The sequence below is a fragment of the Vibrio sp. 10N.222.46.A1 genome, from assembly GCF_041473595.1.
Classification (GTDB): domain Bacteria; phylum Pseudomonadota; class Gammaproteobacteria; order Enterobacterales; family Vibrionaceae; genus Vibrio; species Vibrio tasmaniensis_A.
The window spans coordinates 1-530 of sequence record NZ_JBFRSN010001618.1 but is presented as its reverse complement, the minus strand read 5'-3'; the positions used below and the strand labels follow the sequence as shown (position 1 = coordinate 530).

Genomic DNA, 530 nt, shown 5'->3' with positions numbered 1-530 from the left:
GCTTCTCTTGCAGTTCAATGAGTTGATCTTGCATTTCACTTCGAATCAAAGGATCGAGCGCTGAAAACGCTTCATCCATTAATAAGATTTCAGCATTAGTACACAGAGCTCGAGAAAGACCAACACGTTGTTGTTGACCGCCAGAAAGCTGGGCAGGGTACTGCTTGCCGTAACCTTTCAACCCCACCGTTTCTAACCACTCATTGGCTTTCGCTAAACGGTCTTCTTTTTTGATACCTTGTACTTCCAAACCGTACGCAACGTTTTCTACCACGGTGCGATGAGGCATTAAGCCAAAGCGTTGGAATACCATCGACATTTTATGACGACGGAACTCTTCTAATTGCTTGGTATTGAGGCTCATCACATCGATGCCTTCAACCATGATTTTACCTTGAGTCGGATCTATCAAACGGTTGAAGTGGCGAATCAAAGTCGACTTCCCTGAACCAGAAAGCCCCATGATAACGAAGATTTCGCCACGGTTAATCTCAAGGTTAATCTCTTTCAAACCAACGGTATGACCCGTG

The 530-nt window shown here is 44.9% G+C and carries 1 protein-coding gene; it reads right to left on the bottom strand.

The annotated features are described in order from the left end of the window. A partial coding sequence (locus tag AB4496_RS28470; protein ID WP_372133421.1) for an ATP-binding cassette domain-containing protein occupies window positions 1–530 on the bottom strand: 530 nt, incomplete at both ends.